Raw genomic sequence first — 12891 nt, 5'->3', positions numbered from 1 at the left:
CCGGGTGCAAGCGGCACATGAGCGCCTGAGCGTGAATTTGTTCCCGCTTTGGTCCCATCGTTAAGAATTGCCTGCTAGTCTCGCGCCATGATTCGCGATGCCGCAACCTTCCTGAACCGCCAGCTCGCCGTCCCGTCGGGCGTCGAGGTCACCGGCCTGTCGCTGCTTCTCGCGGGCCTGCTCGTGCTCCTCGCGGTCCTCTGGCTGCGGGCGGCGGCCCGGGCGCGCCGGGCCGAAGCGGAGCTCGACCGCGCCGCGGCCGATGCCGCAAGGCTCGATGCCGTCCTCAAGGCGCAGGCGGAGATGTCCGGCCGCATGCAGACCATGGCCGAGATCATCGGCTCCCGGCAGGCCGACCTCACCCGCGCTCTGTCCGAGCGGCTCGACGGGATGACGAATCGCGTTGGCCAGTCGATCCTGGCGACGACCAGGGACACCAAGGCCTCGCTGTCGGTGCTCGCCGAGCGGCTGGCGGTGATCGACCGGGCCCAGGGCGAGATCCGCAGCCTGACCGGCGAGGTCGTCAAGCTGAAGGACATCCTCGCCAACAAGCAGACCCGCGGCGCCTTCGGCGAGGCGCGGATGCAGGCGATCGTCGCCGATGCCCTGCCGGCCTCGGTCTATCTTTTCCAGGCGACGCTCTCCAACGGGCGCCGGCCGGATTGCCTGATCCGCATGCCGAACGGCGCGCCCGGGCTGGTGGTCGACGCCAAGTTTCCGCTGGAAGCCTACACCGCGCTGGAAGCTGCGGAGGACGGCGAGGCGAGGGCGGCCGCCGCCTCGCGCCTGCGCCGGGACATGGACGTCCATGTGCGCGCGGTGTCGGAGAAGTATCTCATTCCCGGCGAGACCCAGGACACGGCCTTCCTGTTCGTGCCCTCCGAGACGGTCTTCGCGGTGCTCCACGAGGAATTCGACGACGTCGTCCAGAAGGCCTACCGCGCCGGCGTCGTCATCGTCTCGCCGTCGCTCCTCAACCTGTCGATCCAGGTGGTCCAGGCGGTTCTGAAAGATGCGCGCCTGCGCGCGTCCGCGGGGCGCATCCAGGCCGAGGTGCGGCTGTTCGCGGAAGATCTGGAGCGGCTGGATGCGCGGGTCGCCGCGCTGAAGGGGCATTTCGCCCACGCCTCGCGGGACATCGACCAGATCGCCCTGTCGAGCGAGAAGCTGCAGCGGCGGGGCGGCCGGATCACCGGCATCGAGATCGGCGAGGATGCGGATCCCCGGCTGCGCCCGGAGGCACTTGCCGGCGAGTGAGCCCGCCTGCCGCCAGCATCGCATGCATCACCGGCGCATCAACGGTTTGTGAATAGCTGTACTTTCCCCTTCGTCAAGCGTAAGTCGACGGCGGAACCTTAAAAAAAGATTACGCTGGACGGATCGAAAACGTTCTGGCCGCATTGTAAGCTGGAACGTCGATCACCGTAGGGGGATGTCATGCGACGCGGTTTGGGGGTCTTCATGGCGGCATGTGTGCTGGCGGCATCGCCGGCAGCGCTCGCCCATGACGTCTCTTCCGATACAAGTCGTATCACGGCTTCCGCCGCAGACCTGTCACTGGCTTACAACACCCAGACCGACCTTTCCTTCCGCCGCGGCCTGCAGATCCGGCTTGCCTGGACCGGCGACTATGCCGGGCCGTTCTCCGGCATGATCGAGGCGCGGACGCTGCGCGCCATCCGGGACTTCCAGGCGCGCCTCGGGATGAATGCCGACGGCGTGATCAGCGAAGCGATGCTGCAGACGCTGGTCGAACTCTCCGACAAGGCGCAGGGGGACTTGGGCGTCGCGATGGTCGACGATGCGGCGACCGGCGGGCGCCTGCCTGTCCCGCTCAAGCTTGTCAGCGATCGCGGCCCCACCGAGGTCGGCCATCTGTGGCGCTCGGGCGACCAGTCGGTCGAACTCGAGACCGTCCGGATCGCCGATACCGGCCAGACGCTGGCTGGCCTCTATGCCACCCTCAGCGAGCCGACCGCCCAGCGCTCCGTGCGCGACGCCGAAAAGGCCGAGGACTGGTTCACCGTCTCCGGCACCGAGCAGGGCCGCCGCTATTTCATGCGGTTCGCAGCCTCGGGCTCGGACCTTCGCGGCTTCTCGATGTCCTACACCCCCGCCCGGGAAGCGGAGGTTGCGCCTTTCGTCGCCGTGGCCTCGCAGCTTTTCGAGCCCTTCGCCGGCGACCCGGGTTCGCCTCTCGTCGCGGACGCGAAGCCCAATCCGTTCTCCTCGATGCTGGCGCGCCGTCGCACCGCATCCGAGGGTGAGGCGCGCTATGCCATGGCCGGGCCGGGAGACGGGACGGCCGGTGCCAACCTCTTCGAGCTTCCCCGCGAGCGTCGCTACGGCGGCGCCGCACTCGAACCCGCCCAGGGCGTCGCCCCGCAGCCGGGCACCCCGGCCTTCGACATGGCGGGATCCGGTTTCGTCGTCGCCAAGGGCTGGCTGCTGACCAACGCCCATGTCGTGCGCGGCTGCAAGGCGGTCGAGGTCGGCAGCGACATGGCGGCCACCGACATCCGCATGGACGACGACAACGATCTGGCGCTCGTCCATGTCGAATCGAGCCTCGGCGAGCCGCTGGCGATCTCCGCCGCCAAGCCGCGCCTCGGCGAGGACATCCTTGCCCTCGGCTTCCCGCTGCGTTCGATCCTCGCCGATTCGCTCAACGTCACCCGCGGCAACGTCTCCTCGCTGCTCGGCCTGATGAACGATCCGCGCTACCTTCAGATTTCTGCTCCCGTCCAGCCCGGCAATTCCGGCGGGCCGCTGGTCGATCTCGCCGGGCGTGTCGTCGGCGTGGTCACCGCCAAGCTGGACGCCGTCGCCGTCGCTGACGCCACGGGCGACATCCCGCAGTCGATCAACTTCGCCATCCGCCCGGATGCCGTCGCCGCCTTCCTGCATGCCAACGACATCGCCTTCCGCACGGCCGATCCGAAGGCGCCGCTGGAAAGCGTTCCCGACGCCACCGCCAGGGTGAAGGACGCGGTCTATCCGGTGGTCTGCACCGACTGATCCGCCCGCTCCCCGGCCTGTAACTCGCCACCTCTCGGACCACGAAGTCGCTCACGGCTCGCCTGTTGCTGCCGGAATGGCGCCTGGATCATCCCGTCCGCTCGTCCCTCGGCAATCCAGCCGGCTTTGAACCGGGAGCGGCTTCGCGAGCTTGCCGCGCCGCCGTTGCATCCTGTTCCCGCGCGAGCGTCAGCGCCCCCGAACCGCCGCAGTACCGAAACGTCAACCGTGACGAGACCTTGGCCGCGAGGCGTCCCATGCCGCCCCTCGATACGCAGTCCCGTCAGTTCAAGCGGCGACCTTCGTCGGATGCCACCGTCAGCGGTGCGTCGGCGGGCAGCCGTTCGTCGTCGCGGGAGAGGGCGACGAATTGCGAGAACGCGTCGCCCATCGCTGCCGTCCGGCTGCCGAGCCAGGGGAAGTGGCCATAATCGAAGGACAGCTGCCGATCCGCCTGTTCCGCGCTCTGGCCGGCCAGCGCATACTGGTAGAGCGCCGAGACGAGGCCGGCCCGGTCGGAGCCCGACTTGCAGTGGACGAGGATCGGCTGCGGGGCGTTCCGCAGGACGAAGATGATCTCCTCCAGCGTCTCCCGGTCGGGAATGTGCTTGGCCGAGATGTGGAACGAGATGAAGTCGACGCCCCGGCGGGCGGCGACCTGGCGTTCCGCCTCGTACCAGGGCCGGCCCTCGTCGCCGCGCAGATTGACGATCGTCCGGATGCCGGTCTCCTCGATCAGCCGGTCGAGACGACCGGCGGACAGCGTCGCAGAGCGGTAGAGCCGGCCGGGCTCGACGGCGTGGATGTTTCCCGTCGCATGGATATAGGCGAGGTTCGCGACGCGGATGCCGACGAAAACGCTGGCGGCGCTGATGATCATGATGGTGGCGAGGCGCAGGAACTTCACGTGATCCCCCGATCAAATCCGTGAAGCAGCAATAGCGACGGCGTGTCTCAGGGCACCGACGGTTCGATGACGCGCCATTGAAACTCCGATGTCGGGACGATCGCTCTTGAGCGACACGAACATGACGCGGCAAGGCAATGATCTTGCGCGCGTTTCGCGGGCTGCGCGGATGCGCCGTTCAGGCCGCGGGCACGGCTCGGCCGGCGCCGATGGCCAGATGACGGCGATCGTCGTGGCGCCGGCCTTCGTCGCCGGCGATCTCGCGTGGATCGCCGCCCCGGCGTTCGATTCGGAACCGAGGAGGTCGCGTGTCGTTCGAATTCCAGAAGCGATCGATGCCCTTCATCTCCGGGGCCGGCCCGTCACCCGAACGTGCGGGCAGCACTCCCGGCAGCCGGGCGGGCGGCCGGGTGGCCCCGAACCAGGCGAGAGGGCGGGCCCTGATCAGAACGCGAATGCAAGGACTTTGACCATGCCAGACTCAGACACCGACCCGCGCATGATGCGTGCGCAGCAGGACGCCGACACGCCCGAGACGGTCCCCGTCGAGGAGGGGCGCCGCGAGGACGAGGCGTCGGACAGCGACGTCGCGAGCGGCCGGGAGCGCCGGGCGGCGATCGCCGGCCAGGCGGCTGACGAAGAGCAGATGGAGGCGATCCTGCGGCAGAACCGGCAGGCGCGCCCGTCAGCAGTGGATGCCGGGACCGGCACTGCCGGCGGGTCCCGCAAGAGCCTCGTCAGGCACGGCCGCTCGCTCCTCGGCGGCTGAGGCGCGGAGCCGCATCATGAGGGTGGCGGTGGGAAGCCGTTGGACGGGCCAAGCCTCCGCCTGACCGACGATGGCGATTGCGCTGGCTCCGCGATCCGCAGGCCGCCGGCAGCCTAAGAGATGCTCTTCAGGAACGTCCCCAGATCGTCCGTCACATAGTCGATGTGGCCGCCGTCGTGGCCCTCGTGCTCCCAGACGTCGCCGAAGGTATCCTCGAAATTGGCGGGCACGATCAGGACGGTGCGCATGCCCAGCCGCTTCGGCACTTCGAGATTGCGCGCCAGGTCCTCGAACATCGCCGCGTTGGCGGTGTCGACGCGGTGCAGACCGACGAACTTGTCATAGGTCTCGGCTGCCGGCTTCGGCACGAGATCGGCGGCGACGAGATCGAAGATGTCCTCGAAATGGTCGAGAATCCCCAGCTGCCGGGCCGCGCGCTCGGCATGTTTGCGATCGCCATTGGTGAAGATGAACTTGCGGCCGGGCAGGGCGGCGATGACATCGCCGAGGGCCGGGTCCGGATCGATCCAGGAATAATCGATGTCGTGGACATATTCGAGGAAGGCGTCGGGATCGACGGAGTGCTCGAGCATCAGGCCACGCAGCGTGGTGCCGTGGCGGCGATAGAAATCCTTCTGGACGACACGCGCCTCGTCGCTCGGCAGCTGCAGGAGCTTCGCCACGAAGGAGGTCATCCGCTGGTCGATCTGGGAGAACAGGTTCGTGTGCCGCGGATAGAGCGTGTTGTCGAGATCGAACACCCAGTCGCGGATGCCGGCGAAATCGTCGGGCTTCACCTCTTCGGTCTTGCGAATGCTGGATGACATCGATGATTTCGGCCGGTTGGTCGGATTCGTTGGTCTTGGAAGCATCCGCCGATGATAGACGGCGGAGCTTGCCAAAGACAGGACGATTCGCGTCATGCCCCTCTGGATCCCGATCACGATCGCCGCTGCCTTCGCCCAGAACCTGCGATCGGGGCTGCAGAAGCGGCTCAAGGGCCGGATGGGCACGACCGGCGCGACCTTCGTGCGCTTCGGCTTCGGCCTGCCCTTCGCGCTGCTCTATCTGGCTTTGGTCACGGCGCTTGCCGGCGAGACGGTGCCGGCACCGACGCCGACCTTTCTCCTCGCCGCCCTTGCCGGGGGCCTCGCCCAGATCGGCGGCACCTTCCTGCTGGTCTACCTGTTCGGCTTTCGCAACTTCGTCGTCGGCACGGCTTATTCGAAGACCGAGCCGGTGCAGGCGGCGCTGTTCGGTTTCCTCATCCTCGGCGAGACCGTGTCGTCGCTGGCGCTTCTCGCCGTCATGGCCGGGGTCGTCGGCGTCGTGCTGATCTCGGTCGGCAACGCCCGCTCCGGCAACGTCCTCAAGGGCCTGGCCTCCCGCGAAGCCGTGGTCGGCGTCGCCTCGGGCGCGCTGTTCGGGGTGTCGGCGGTGTTCTTCCGGGGAGCCGCCCTGGCGCTGCCCGACGGTTCGGCGGCGCTGCGGGCGGCGCTCACCCTCGCCGTCACGCTGGCGATCCAGACGGTGATCATGCTGGTCTGGATGGCGTTCCGCGATCGCGACGAGCTCCGCCGCGTCGCCGCCGCCTGGGGGCCCGGCCTCATCGTCGGCCTTGCCGGCGCCAGCGCCTCGGCCGGCTGGTTCACGGCGATGACGCTGCAGAAGGTCGCCTATGTCCGCTCGCTCGGCCAGATCGAACTCGTCTTCACGATTGCGACGTCGATCTTCTGGTTCCGCGAGACCGTCACCCGCCTCGAACTCGCCGGCGCCCTGGTGATCGTGCTGGCGATCCTCGCCCTCGTCGCCGGCGCGTGAGAGCCGGACGACCGGGGAAGGGCGGAGCCGATCATGCCTCATCGCCGTCCTCCGCATGTGCCGCCTCGAGCGTTCGTTCGCAGCCTGCCGGATTGGGTCCTGACGGGTCAGCCGGTCATCAGCAGCGCGATGTAGCTGGCGAAGACGACGAACATCGCCCGGAAGGCGATCGCCACCATCCGGTACTTCGCCTGGCAGATGGCCGCGAGGGTCTTGGTATTCTGCATGTAGTCCTCGTAGAGGAACTCGGTGTCGCCCTGCCGGCGGGCTTCGTCGAGGGCGGTGGCGGCGCCCGGCCAGGCGCCCCAGAAGAGGATGCTGGTTCCCGGCCGCGAGCGGGGCAGCACGACGCAGAGCGCCGAGACCAGGGACACGCCGACGGCGCCCATCAGCACGAGACCGGCCGCGGCGTTGAGGATCCCCGTCGTGGCGATGTGCTCCAAGGAGAAGGACCGGCGCGTTTCCGCCGACCAGACGACCAGGGCCAGGATGAAGGTGAAGATATAGGCTGCCTTCTGGTCCGCGGTCCGAATCTGATCGGCAAACATGCGGTTGGCTTCGACGAGGTGGGCAAGATGCCTCTCGGACATCGGACGCTCCGGAAGATGCGATTCTGAACAAGTCGTTCGGCTGCAGATCTGTGGCGGATCTTCGGCGCCGCGTCTGTGGCCGCAACGACACGCCCGAGGCCATTTGTCCGGGTCCTCGGTCGCAACTGCAAGTGCCCTGATTGACAGCGCCATCCCATGCCTCGATTCATGCCGTATCGTCATGTCCGAGTTCATCACCGATGGGTCCGAAGCGTAGCCGGCTCACTGCCATCCTCGCCTCTCTTGCCGTGTCTTCCCAAGCTTTTGCCGCACCCGTCCCGCGATCTGCCCCGGCTGCCGGTGCGGTCATCGCGACGAAGCTCGGCGAGGAGATCGAACTCGTCGAGGCGCCCTCCTGGCGCGGCGTCGAAGTCCTCCAGGAAGTGAAGACCGGCGACGTCCTGCGCACCAACGCCACCGGGCAGTTGGCGATTCTCTTTTCCGACCAGACCCAGATCCGCGTCGGCCGCAATTCCGTGCTCGTCGTCAAGGAGCGGATTCCCGGCGGCGACACGCGGCTCGCCCTTGAGAGCGGCCAGATCTTCGGCCGCGCGGCGCGGGGCGGCTCCGGGGTCTTCGTCGAGACCGCCGCGGCGACGGCGGCGATCCGCGGCACCGACTGGACCCTCTCGGTGAACGGCGACAACTCCAGGCTCACCGTCCTCGACGGCGAGGTCGAGTTCTCCAACCCACAGGGCTCGGTCACCGTGCGCCGGGGCGAGGCGGCGGCGGCCACGCTCGGACAGGCGCCGACCAAGCTCGTCGTCGTCGCCGGTGACCAGCGCGAGCAGATGCTGGTCAACCTCTCGCTCCGGGCGGCCTTCGAATCGTTTCCCGCCACCACGCTGCCGAGCCGGGCGATCGTTGCCGAGCGCGCCCGGCTCGCCGGAACCCCGGCCGCCGCGCTGACCGCCGAAGACCGCGTGCTCGCCGCGGAGATCGCCGCCGACCGCGACGGCAGGCAGGCGGTGGAGCGGGCCATCGCGGACGCCCGTGCGGGATCGTTGACGGCAGCGCAGGCGGCGCGCCTGATGCTGCTCGAGGCCAACATCCTGGGGGCGCGCCAGGACTATGCCCGTGCCGCCGCCCTCTACGAGCGGGCGATCCCGCATCTGGCGGGCGAGAAGCGTACGACGGCGCGTTATCTCCTCTATTTCGCCCGCTCGCTGGCCGATCCGACGACGGCGCCGGAGCGGCCGCGTGCCGATCGCGGAGACCGGGTCTCCGTCGTCGGGGAAACCATCGTGGCCGCCATGCTCGGCTCGCCCCGCGATGCCCTTGCGATCATGCAGGAGGGCGAGCCGCGGTTCAGCCGTGACCCGCAATACATGGCCGCCCTTGCCAAGATCGCGATGCTGGCCGGCGACAACGAGACGGCTGGCCGGGCGGTCGAGGCGGCCTATGCGCTCGCCCCGGAGGATCCCGAGGTGCTCTCGGCGCGGGCCTATTACCGCGCCAATGCCAAGGCCGATCTCACCGGGGCCATCGCCGATCTCGAAAAAGGTCTGGCGCTCGCTCCCGGCAAAACCGCTCTCCTCAACGACTACGCCCTGGCGCTCGGCGATAAGGGCGCCCACGCCGAAGCCGAGGCGGCGCTCGAACGGGCCATCGCCATCGATCCGGAGGACCTCGTCACCCGGACCAACCTCGCGATCGTCTATCTTGCCCAGAACCGGCTGCAGGAGGCGGGGGCGATGATCGATGCGATCGTCGAGAGGGATCCCTCCTTTGCCGTCGGCTACCTCGCGCGCGGCAAGCAGAAGCTGATGGAGGGCGACGAGACGGCGGCGCTCGACAATCTCTTGAAGGCCTCGACGGTCAATCCGGCCTATGCCGACGGCCTGCTCGCCCTCGGCGAGGCCTATGCGGCCGCCGGCGACATCGAGCATGCTCGGCAGGCCTTCGAGGACGCCGACCGCCTCGACCCGAACAGCCCGACCACGTCGCAATATCTGGCGGCCCTGGCGATCGACCAGTATCAGGCCGATGCCGCAATCGAATATGCCGAGGAATCGGTCAGGCGCATCCGCGCCAGGGGCGGCGACTACCAGTCGATCCGCGCGACCCGCGATTCCGGCTCGGTGCTCTCCGCCGCCTACGGCGTCCTGTCGCTCGACGCGTGGGGATCCTACTGGAGCGAACTGATCTTCGACCCGTTCGAGGCGGCCGGCTACTTCGACCGCGCCCTCTACGGCAGCCCGTCGCCCATCGCGCTCGCCCGCGGCCAGGAGATCAAGGGGCCGGATCCCGCGGTGGACGGGCGGGGCTTCTCGCTCCTGACCAAGGGCATCCTCGGCGATCCGCTCAGCCTTGCGGGCGCTCGCCTGCGGCCATCCTTCGTGACCTCGCCCTTCACCGAGTTCTCGTTCTCCGGCGGCGTCGTCAATGCGGACGACCAGTGGGGCGGGCTCTATGGCGCCAGCGTCCAGTCGCTCGGCTACGGCCCGCTGCCCTATTCGATGTTCCTGCAGGCGAGCGCCGAGACCATCTCGCCGGACTATGCTTCGCAGGAGGACAACGCCTATCAGGTCGTCGGCGGGTTCGGCCTGCAGCTGACGCCGAACGACCGGATGGCGGGGTTCTTCTCGGCCGGACGGACCACCGGCGACGTCGCACTCGAAGCGGTGCCGCTGACCGCCCGCGATTCGGCCAGCCACGACACCTTCCTCGGGACGATCGGACTCAGCCACAGTTTCGGCTATCGCAACGTCCTCGACGTGGCGGTGTTCGGCGCCCGGAACGACGGCACAGAGACGTCGACGCCGCTGGAGCTCTTGATCCAGGACGTCCTCGGCAGCTACACCGGCGATGCGCGGCAGGATCTTCTCAAGGCGAGCGCCAGCCATCGGATCGGCCTCGACTCCGTCACGCTCGAATATGGCGGCGAATATGGCGGGTTGCGCTCCGAGACCGACAGCGCCCTCTACGCCTTCGATCTCCGCGGACCGGTTCCGGTGCCGGTGCTGATCGCCGAGGCATCGTCGGAAAGCCGCAGCCGGTTCGGCCGGGCTTGGATCGACGCCACCTTCGAGGCGACGCAGGATCTCCGATTCGAGGCGGGGCTCTTCGCCTCGACGAGCGAGACCGACGGCGTGAGCGACGATCTCCTGCAGCCGCGGGTCGGCGCCGCCTACATGCCGGTCGAGGGCCAGTGGCTGCGGGCGGCGTTCCTGCGCGAGCGGCCCGAGGAGGACGCCTACACGCTGGCGCCGATCGGCGTCCTCGGCCTTCGCTCCAGCACCGTCGGCGACGTCGATCACGTGGACACCACCATCGTCAGGCTCGACAGCGAGTGGACGCGGCGGCTGTTCACCTCGGTCGAGTACCAGCATCAGGATTTTGCCGGGCTGAGCTTCTCGGTGCCGCGCTATCTCGACGCCGTGTCGGTCGAGGATGCCCGCCTCGACCGCCTCGCCGTCACCGTCAACGCCTGGCTCGGCGGCGGCCTCGGAGCGTCCGGAACGCTGGCGCGCAGCTGGTCCGAGGGAACCGTCGGCCGCGAGACAGGCGACATCCCCTTCGTGCCGGACTGGACCGGCCAGTTCGAACTCACCTATGTCCATCCGAGCCGGGTCAAGGTCACCGCGCGTGAGACCTGGCTCGGCAGCCGCGACTCCCAGCTGGACGGTTACCGGCTGGACGATGCCTTCGTCACCGACGTCTTCGGCAGCTGGGAAAGCGCCGACCGTCACCTCTCGCTCGACGCCGGGATCTACAACGTCTTCGACGAGGCGGTGGAAGTGGCGCCCTATGTTCCGACCGCCGGGCGCACCATCCGCGCCTCGCTGCAGGCGCGGTTCTGATGGCGGCGCGACCGCGTCGGCGGCTTGCCGAAACGGTTCTTTGCGCCCTCGCGGCGATCGCTCTCTGTCTTGGCCTGGCGACCTGGCAGCCCTTCCGCATGGCGGAGGCGCGGGTCTTCGACGCCTTCGCGACCCTGGCGCCGCCGCCGATGCAGCCGCTGGCCGAGGCCGATGGCGGCATCGTGGTGGTCGCCATCGACGAGCCGTCCTTCGCCGAGATCGGGCTGCAATGGCCCTGGCCGCGCGATCTCCACGCCCGGCTGGTCACCGCCCTGCGGCAGGCCGGGGCGAAGGCGATCGGCCTCGACCTCGTCTTTGCCGAACCGTCGTCGGAGGAAGCGGATCGAATCCTTGCCGAGACACTCGGTCCCGACGTCGTGCTCGCGGCCGACGAGAGCGTGATCGAGACGCCGCACATGAGCCAGTTGATCCGCACCGACCCGTTTCCGGACCTCGTGGCCGGCGGCGCGCGGGTCGGGCTTGCCTCGGTCTCGCTCGATCCCGACGGCGTCCTGCGGCGGATGCCGGCAGCACCGGACGGCTTTGCGGCCGAGTTGCTGCGTGCCGCCGGCACAGGAGCGGACGCTGCGCCCGGCCGGCTGATCCGCCCGATGGGCCCCGCGCGCAGCTATCCGACGGTCTCGTACTACCAGGCGCTCGATCCGGCGAACTTCCTGCCGCCAGACACCTTCGAGAACAAGCTGGTCGTCGTCGGCCGCAGCCTGCAGATGGCGATTCCCGCCGAGACCGGCGGCGCCGACAGCTTCGCCACCGCCTTCACCTCGGCGACCGGCATGCTCGTGCCGGGCGTCGAGATCCAGGCCACCATCGCCGACAACCTGCGCCACGGTCTCAGCATCCGCCCGGCCGGCCTGCCGCTCGTCGGCCTCGCCGTCGGCCTGGCGGTGGTCCTCGCCGCCCTCGCGGCCTGGCGTCCAGCCGGCCTCTCGACGCTGGCGCTCGGCCTCGGGCTCGTCGCGGCGGTGTTCACGGCGAGCCTCGCCGCGTTCTTCCTCGCCGGCCTGTTCCTGCCGCCGCTCGCCCCGTCGCTGGCCGTCGCCGTGGTGCTGGCGCCGCTCGCCGCCCGCGACATCACCGAGGAGCGGGCGCTGCGCCGGGGCGTCACGCGCGCCTTCGGCCACTATCTGGCGCCCGCCATGGTCGAGCGGCTGGCACGCGATCCGAACGCGTTGAAGCTCGGCGGCGAGAAGCGCGAACTGACCATCCTGTTCAGCGACATCCGCAACTTCACCACGCTCGCCGAATCGATGAAGGACGAGCCGGAGCGGCTGACGCAGCTGGTCAACCGGCTCTTGACGCCCCTGTCGGATGCCGTGCTGGAGCGGGGCGGGACCATCGACAAGTTCATCGGCGACTGCATCATGGCCTTCTGGAACGCCCCGCTGGACGATCCGGACCATGCCCTCCATGCGGTCGAGGCGGGGCTGGCGATGCTGGCGGCGGTCGATCGTCTCAATGTCGAGCTGCGCGCCGATCTGGGCGAGGCCGCCCCGAAGCTCGCCGTCGGGGTCGGCATCAACACCGGCGCCTGCGTCGTCGGCAACATGGGCTCGGCGACGCGGTTCGACTATTCGGTGCTGGGCGACGCGGTGAACTACGCCTCCAGGCTGGAAGGCGCGTCGAAGGAGTGCCGGGTTCCGCTGCTCATCGGCGCCGCGACAGCCGAACGGGTGCGGGAGAGGCTGGCGCCGCTTCTCGTCGCCCGGATCGCGGTCAAGGGCCGCAGCGGTATCTCGCCGGTCTATACCGTGCTGCCGGGCGAACCGGTGGCACGGGATCTTCGCGCCCGCTTCGACGCCGCGGTCGATGCGGTGATCGCCGGTGGAAACCCGCACGGAGCCTCGTTCGACGCCCACCCGGCCCTCGGCTTCCTCCATGCGACGATCGTCGCGCGGGAGGCGGCAAAACTGAGGGCCATGGGGGGCGAGGCGACGGGAGCTCTCATGAAAGAGGCGTCCTGAG

10 protein-coding genes are annotated in these 12891 nt (G+C 69.0%); 6 read left to right on the top strand and 4 right to left on the bottom strand.

Translation table 11 applies throughout. From position 1 onward, the window contains the following. Window positions 1-87 precede the first annotated feature (87 nt). The gene (gene rmuC, locus ATO4_RS00335; protein ID WP_083589414.1) at window positions 88-1257 is read left to right on the top strand and encodes a DNA recombination protein RmuC; all 1170 of its coding nucleotides are present in this window, start codon (window positions 88-90) and stop codon (window positions 1255-1257) included. A 180-nt stretch (window positions 1258-1437) separates the two neighbouring features. Then, window positions 1438-3018 carry a serine protease gene (locus ATO4_RS00330; protein WP_245308490.1) on the top strand — a complete coding sequence of 527 codons (1581 nt, stop codon included), beginning with the start codon at window positions 1438-1440 and terminating at the stop codon, window positions 3016-3018. Between the two features lie 283 nt (window positions 3019-3301). Here ATO4_RS00330 and ATO4_RS00325 read toward each other — a convergent pair whose 3' ends face one another. Together ATO4_RS00325 and ATO4_RS27565 are read right to left on the bottom strand one after the other, a co-directional pair. Beyond that, entirely contained in the window at window positions 3302-3925 is a 624-nt protein-coding gene (locus ATO4_RS00325; RefSeq protein WP_083589413.1) for a tyrosine-protein phosphatase, read from the bottom strand. Window positions 3926-4103: 178 nt separating this feature from the next. Then, complete coding sequence (locus ATO4_RS27565) at window positions 4104-4271, bottom strand: hypothetical protein (protein WP_176222811.1); 168 nt, start codon at window positions 4269-4271, stop codon at window positions 4104-4106. Between the two features lie 126 nt (window positions 4272-4397). On the opposite strand from ATO4_RS27565, the gene ATO4_RS00320 reads away from it, so the two are divergent. Beyond that, complete coding sequence (locus tag ATO4_RS00320) at window positions 4398-4694, top strand: hypothetical protein (RefSeq protein ID WP_083589412.1); 297 nt, start codon at window positions 4398-4400, stop codon at window positions 4692-4694. A 113-nt stretch (window positions 4695-4807) separates the two neighbouring features. Here the strand turns inward: ATO4_RS00320 and ATO4_RS00315 are convergent, their stop codons facing one another. Further along, on the bottom strand, window positions 4808-5521 hold the full coding sequence (locus tag ATO4_RS00315; protein WP_083589411.1) for a pyrimidine 5'-nucleotidase: 714 nt from the start codon (window positions 5519-5521) through the stop codon (window positions 4808-4810). A 94-nt stretch (window positions 5522-5615) separates the two neighbouring features. Here ATO4_RS00315 and ATO4_RS00310 point away from each other — a divergent pair, with 94 nt between their 5' ends. Beyond that, on the top strand, window positions 5616-6515 hold the full coding sequence (locus tag ATO4_RS00310) for an EamA family transporter (RefSeq protein WP_083589410.1): 900 nt from the start codon (window positions 5616-5618) through the stop codon (window positions 6513-6515). A gap of 107 nt (window positions 6516-6622) precedes the next feature. On the opposite strand, the gene ATO4_RS00305 is transcribed toward ATO4_RS00310, so the two are convergent. Beyond that, a complete protein-coding gene (locus tag ATO4_RS00305) occupies window positions 6623-7105 on the bottom strand; it encodes a Pycsar system effector family protein (RefSeq protein ID WP_083589409.1) in 483 nt (160 codons plus the stop codon). Between the two features lie 200 nt (window positions 7106-7305). On the opposite strand from ATO4_RS00305, the gene ATO4_RS00300 reads away from it, so the two are divergent. Beyond that, window positions 7306-10908, top strand: coding sequence for a tetratricopeptide repeat protein (locus ATO4_RS00300; protein ID WP_083589408.1), 3603 nt, complete (start codon window positions 7306-7308; stop codon window positions 10906-10908). Beyond that, the gene (locus ATO4_RS00295) at window positions 10908-12890 is read left to right on the top strand and encodes an adenylate/guanylate cyclase domain-containing protein (RefSeq protein ID WP_083589407.1); all 1983 of its coding nucleotides are present in this window, start codon (window positions 10908-10910) and stop codon (window positions 12888-12890) included. Before ATO4_RS00300 ends, ATO4_RS00295 begins: the two co-directional genes overlap by 1 nt. Window position 12891: the final 1 nt, after the last annotated feature.

The sequence above is a fragment of the Aurantimonas sp. 22II-16-19i genome, from assembly GCF_002088275.1.
GTDB lineage: Bacteria > Pseudomonadota > Alphaproteobacteria > Rhizobiales > Rhizobiaceae > Jiella.
Note: the sequence above shows the minus strand (reverse complement) of the source record. Positions and strands in the feature narration are given on the sequence as shown.

Excerpts from the sequence above, each read along its gene's own strand:
- rmuC (WP_083589414.1), top strand. The coding sequence starts at position 88 with ATGATTCGCGATGCCGCAACCTTCCTGAACCGCCAGCTCGCCGTCCCG.
- ATO4_RS00330 (WP_245308490.1), top strand. The coding sequence starts at position 1,438 with ATGCGACGCGGTTTGGGGGTCTTCATGGCGGCATGTGTGCTGGCGGCA.
- ATO4_RS27565 (WP_176222811.1), bottom strand. The coding sequence starts at position 4,271 with ATGAAGGGCATCGATCGCTTCTGGAATTCGAACGACACGCGACCTCCT.
- ATO4_RS00320 (WP_083589412.1), top strand. The coding sequence starts at position 4,398 with ATGCCAGACTCAGACACCGACCCGCGCATGATGCGTGCGCAGCAGGAC.
- ATO4_RS00315 (WP_083589411.1), bottom strand. The coding sequence starts at position 5,521 with ATGTCATCCAGCATTCGCAAGACCGAAGAGGTGAAGCCCGACGATTTC.
- ATO4_RS00310 (WP_083589410.1), top strand. The coding sequence starts at position 5,616 with ATGCCCCTCTGGATCCCGATCACGATCGCCGCTGCCTTCGCCCAGAAC.
- ATO4_RS00305 (WP_083589409.1), bottom strand. The coding sequence starts at position 7,105 with ATGTCCGAGAGGCATCTTGCCCACCTCGTCGAAGCCAACCGCATGTTT.
- ATO4_RS00300 (WP_083589408.1), top strand. The coding sequence starts at position 7,306 with ATGGGTCCGAAGCGTAGCCGGCTCACTGCCATCCTCGCCTCTCTTGCC.
- ATO4_RS00295 (WP_083589407.1), top strand. The coding sequence starts at position 10,908 with ATGGCGGCGCGACCGCGTCGGCGGCTTGCCGAAACGGTTCTTTGCGCC.